At 60.5% G+C, this 4,974-nt stretch carries 2 protein-coding genes and 2 pseudogenes; all 4 read left to right on the forward strand.

The genetic code is table 11. The features are described 5' to 3' along the window. Positions 1–122 precede the first annotated feature (122 nt). The 4 genes and pseudogenes from EJA70_RS21055 (at position 123) to EJA70_RS21065 (ending at position 4,623) form a co-directional block, all read left to right on the forward strand. A complete protein-coding gene (locus EJA70_RS21055) occupies positions 123–512 on the forward strand; it encodes a YbaN family protein (RefSeq protein WP_158833219.1) in 390 nt (129 codons plus the stop codon). A 690-nt stretch (positions 513–1,202) separates the two neighbouring features. Further along, a pseudogene (locus EJA70_RS31415) lies at positions 1,203–2,162 on the forward strand (chemotaxis protein); the annotation flags it as partial. 378 nt (positions 2,163–2,540) lie between these two features. Further along, a pseudogene (locus tag EJA70_RS31420) lies at positions 2,541–3,068 on the forward strand (methyl-accepting chemotaxis protein); the annotation flags it as partial. A 205-nt stretch (positions 3,069–3,273) separates the two neighbouring features. Then, positions 3,274–4,623, forward strand: a complete 1,350-nt coding sequence (locus tag EJA70_RS21065; RefSeq protein WP_158833223.1) for a CoA transferase — start codon at positions 3,274–3,276, stop codon at positions 4,621–4,623. Positions 4,624–4,974 lie beyond the last annotated feature (351 nt).

The raw sequence follows: 4,974 nt of genomic DNA on the forward strand, positions 1-4,974 counted from the left end.
AGGCTGCGATCTTTTGATCTTGAAAACAACATCAAAAGATCGCAGCCTGCGGCAGCTCCTACAGGGGGGGCGCGTAAGTCTGTAAGATCTCCATTCCGCTTCAGAAGCAATCCGCTGAGCCCATGCCGCAACCCGCCTCCTCAAAACTCGCCCGCGTGCTGTTCGGCCTCTTGGCCTACGTCAGCCTCGGCATCGGCCTGATCGCCATTGTCGTGCCCGGCCTGCCGACCACCGAGTTCATCCTCCTCGCCGCCTGGGCCGCGACCCGCAGCTCGCCGCGCCTGAGTGCCTGGCTGGAAAACCATCGGCTGTTCGGGCCGATTCTGAGTAACTGGCGCAACGGCAAGATCATCGCGCGCAAGGCCAAGGTCAGTGCGACGGTGAGCATGCTGCTCTGCGCGACGGTGATGCTGGTGGTGCTCGATCACGGCTGGCCGGTTTATCTGGCGATTGCCGGGATGAGTCTGGGCAACCTGTGGATCTGGTCGCGCCCTGAAACCATTCCTGTTTAAGCCACACCGAGTTTCTGTGCAAAGAACTCTTGTGGTGAGGGGATTCTGTGGTGAGGGGATTTATCCCCGATTGGCTGCAAAGCAGCCACAGTGCAGATAACCCGGATCTGTCAGACAGAACCCATTCTCAGGATTTGGGCCTGCTTCGCAGGCCATCGGGGATAAATCCCCTCGCCACAAAAGCTCTCCTCTCCTCACACTCAGACACATCATATTCATCCCACTGAAACATCCCTGAAATTATTGCCTTTTCCAGCACTTTCCCCTGCGCAAACGTTTAGCTATGACCGTTCGTCGGCAGCCGGCTCATGCCCTCTCGCCTCGCGCCGATGAGCATTGAATGGCGCTGAATGGATTTGGCGAACCGGATAGTTAATGTCCGCCAGCCACCCGTTTATTCATTCGCGAGATCGCCCCATGTTCGACTCTCTGTCCATTCGCCTGAAAATCGTTTTGCTCTCCGGTCTGTGCCTGCTCGGTGTGGTCGCGCTGATCGTCAGCATGAACATCTACCAGACCAACCAGAACGACGAACTGGTCAGCACCTCCAGCAACCAGTTGCTCACCGCCAGTGTGCAGAACCTGCTGCAAGCCAAGGCCGCCGAACAAGCGGTGCGGGTGCAGAAAACCTTTGGCGAAAGCCTGTTGGTGATCACCGCCCTGGCTGACCAGATCAAGGACATGCGGGTGATGGCCGCCAAGCGTTCGCTGGACGCCGGTGCCCTGCGCGAAGAGTTGAACCTGAGCCTGAAAACCGCCTTCGAGCGCAACGACAAGGTGCTCGGCATCTGGCTCGCCTTTGAACCGAACGGCCTCGACGGCAAGGACAGTGAATTCGCCAACGATGCCGCACGCCAGTCCAACGAAGCCGGGCGTTTCGCCACGTACTGGAGCCGCGCGGCCGGTTCCTCGCTGAACACCATCATGGTCGAGGAAGACCTGACCAAGACCACCCTCAGCGTCAGCGGCACGCCGTACAACAGCTGGTACACCTGCCCTCGCGACAACAAGCGCACCTGCTTGCTTGATCCATACGCCGACACCGTGGGCAACAAGGAAATGCTCATGACGACCATTTCCGTGCCGCTGATCGTCGACGGCAAGGCCATCGGTGTGGTCGGTGTCGACATCGCCCTCGACGCCCTGCAAGCGGCCGCTGTCGAGTCGCAACGCAACCTCTTCAACAACGCCGGGCACATGCTGATCGTCTCCGGCAGTGGCGTGCTCGCTGCCGACAGTTCGGACGCGACCAAGGTCGGCAAAAAGATCAGCGACACCCTCGGCGCCAATGGTCAGGATGTACTGCAACTGCTCGCCTCCGGCACGCCGAAAGTGATCGAACAGGGCGATCTGATCCGTGCGGTGTATCCGGTCGATCCGATCGGCAACGCGCGCGCCTGGGGCGTGGTCATCGACCTGCCGAAACAAGTGCTGCTGGCCGATTCGGTCAAGCTGCAAGCGGTGCTTGATGACGCACAGGAAACCGGCGTGATCACCGCGCTGCTGGTTGCCATCGTGGCCGGCGTGATTGGCCTGTTGCTGATCTGGCTCACCGCGTCCGGCGTCACCCGACCGATCAACAGCGTCGCCGAAATGCTCAAGAACATTGCCAGCGGTGAAGGCGATCTGACCCAACGCCTGAACTACAGCAAGAAGGACGAACTCGGCGAACTGGTCAACTGGTTCAACCGCTTCCTCGACAAGCTGCAACCGACCATCGCGCAGATCAAGCAAAGCATCACCGAAGCGCGCGGCACCGCCGACCAGTCCTCGGAAATCGCCCGCCAGACCAGCGAAGGCATGCAGGTGCAGTTCCGTGAAATCGACCAGGTTGCGACCGCCTCCAACGAAATGAGCGCCACCGCCCACGACGTCGCCAACAGCGCCTCGAACGCGGCCAATGCTGCGAAGGGTGCCGATCAGTCGGCCAGGGACGGCATGTCGATCATCGAGCGCAGCACTCGCGACATCAACCAACTGGCCGATGAAGTCAGCAAAGCGGTGACTGAAGTTGAAGCGCTGGCGGTCAACAGCGAGCAGATCGGCTCGGTACTGGAAGTGATCCGCAGCATCGCCGAACAGACCAACCTGCTGGCGCTTAACGCGGCCATTGAAGCGGCCCGTGCCGGCGAAAGCGGACGTGGTTTCGCCGTGGTTGCTGACGAGGTACGCAACCTTGCCAAACGCACGCAGGATTCGGTCGAAGAGATTCGCGTGGTGATCGAGCGTATTCAGACCGGCACCCGTGGCGTGGTCGCGACCATGCATTCGAGCCAGACCCAGGCGCACAACAACGCCGGGCAGATTCGTCAGGCGGTGGATGCGCTGGGCAAGATCAGCGACGCAGTGACGGTGATCAGCGACATGAACCTGCAAATCGCCAGCGCCGCCGAGCAGCAAAGCGCGGTGGCCGAAGAGGTCAACCGTAACGTTTCGGCGATTCGTACCGTGACCGAAACCTTGACCGGCCAAGCCACTGAATCGGCCGCGATCAGCAGCCAGCTCAATGCCCTGGCGAGCCAGCAGATGAAATTGATGGACCAGTTCCGCGTATAAACACCTAGCGAAAATCACCGCAAACCCTGTGGGAGCTGGCTTGCCAGCGATGGAGGCAGATCAGTCAGTACATTGTTGACTGACCCTCCGCTATCGCTGGCAAGCCAGCTCCCACAGGGTCAAGTGGCAACCCTGCAATCGGGGATTTCATCTGACTCGGGATTGTTTTGCACTATCATCGCCCTCTCGTTCCGGAGGGCCTTCGATGACTGATTTACTCACGTCCATTCAAGCCGCACTCGGCTTGTCGCACACGCCAATTCCGTTCACCGGCCGAGGCGCCCTGCCCTCGGCGTTCGCCGTCACCGACCTTGCCTGCGCGAGCATTGCCGCTGCCGGACAAGCCGCCAGCGAACTTCTGCATCAGCAAACCGGCCAGCTGCCCACCATTGAAGTCGACCGTCGCCTGGCCTCGTTCTGGTTCTCCAGTTCACTGCGCCCGATCGGCTGGCAGGTGCCGCCACTGTGGGACCCGATTGCTGGTGATTACCCAACCTGCGACGGCTGGATTCGTCTGCACACCAACGCCCCGCATCACCGTGCTGCCGCTGAACATGTACTCGGTGCCTGCGCTGACCGTACGGAAATGGCGGCGAAAGTCGCGCAATGGGCGAGTACGGATCTGGAGCAGGCCGTGGTCGAGGCCAAGGGTTGCGCCGCCGAAATGCGCAGTTGGGCACAGTGGCAACAGCATCCGCAGGGGTTGGCGGTGAATGCCGAGCCGCTTGTTCACTTCATCACTAATCAGGATGAACATGCGAAATCGTGGCAAGGCTCAGTGGAACGCCCATTGGCCGGGATCAAGGTGTTGGATCTGACGCGAGTACTCGCCGGCCCTACCGCCAGTCGTTTCCTCGCGGGGCTAGGTGCTGAGGTTTTGCGCATCGATCCGCCGACCTGGAATGAGCCCGGTGTCGTCCCGGAAATGACCTTGGGCAAACGCTGCGCACGCTTGGATCTGCAGGTTGCGGCGGATCGCGCGGTGTTCGAGAGTTTGTTGAAAGACGCCGACATCCTGCTGCACGGCTATCGCGCCGACGCACTGGAGCATCTCGGTTTCGGCGTGGAACGCCGCCGCCAACTGGCGCCGGGGCTGATCGACGTTTGCCTCAATGCCTACGGCTGGAGCGGCCCATGGCAGAACCGCCGGGGCTTCGACAGCCTGGTGCAAATGAGCAGCGGCATCGCCGAGGCCGGGCAGCGTTGGCAGCAGGCCGATAAACCGACGCCGTTGCCGGTGCAGGCGCTGGATCATGCGAGCGGATATTTGCTGGCGGCGAGTGCGATCAGATTGCTGACTGACCGGTTGCGGAATGGGCATGGTGGTTCGGCACGGTTGTCGTTGGCGCGGACGGCGAGGTTGTTGATTGAGTATGGGTCAGGAACAAGCGAAGCGTTGCGTGTCGAGGATGAACAAGACCAAGGGTTGCCCTTGGAACAAACCCCATGGGGGCCAGCACATCGGTTGCTGGCGCCGGTGAAGATCAGCGGCACACCGTTGCAGTGGGCGTTGCCTGCCACGGATTTGGGCGCCCACCGGCCGCAGTGGGTTTGAAGAGCCCCTCACCCTAGCCCTCTCCCAGGGGGAGAGGGGACTGATTGGGGGATATTGGCGAGATTCACCGACTTGAAAGATTGGTGTTGAATCCAACATCAGCATGGAAAATTGTCCTTGAATCCATAATCGCCTCGGTTACTCAGGTCGATGTATAGCGCCAGACACCTCGGTCGGCCCTCTCCCAGGGGGAGAGGGGACTGATTGGGGGATATTGGCGAGACTCACCGACTTGAAAGATTGGTGTTGAATCCAACATCAGCATGGAAAATTGGCCTTGAATCCATAATCGCCTCGGTTACTCAGGTCGATGTATAGCGCCAGACACCTCGGTCGGCCCCCTCCCAGGGG

The organism is Pseudomonas sp. PB103, from assembly GCF_009764635.1.
Lineage (GTDB): Bacteria > Pseudomonadota > Gammaproteobacteria > Pseudomonadales > Pseudomonadaceae > Aquipseudomonas.

What these genes read in the sequence shown, in the direction of transcription:
- EJA70_RS21065 (WP_158833223.1), top strand. Translation starts at nt 3,274, where the DNA reads ATGACTGATTTACTCACGTCCATTCAAGCCGCACTCGGCTTGTCGCAC.
- EJA70_RS21055 (WP_158833219.1), top strand. Translation starts at nt 123, where the DNA reads ATGCCGCAACCCGCCTCCTCAAAACTCGCCCGCGTGCTGTTCGGCCTC.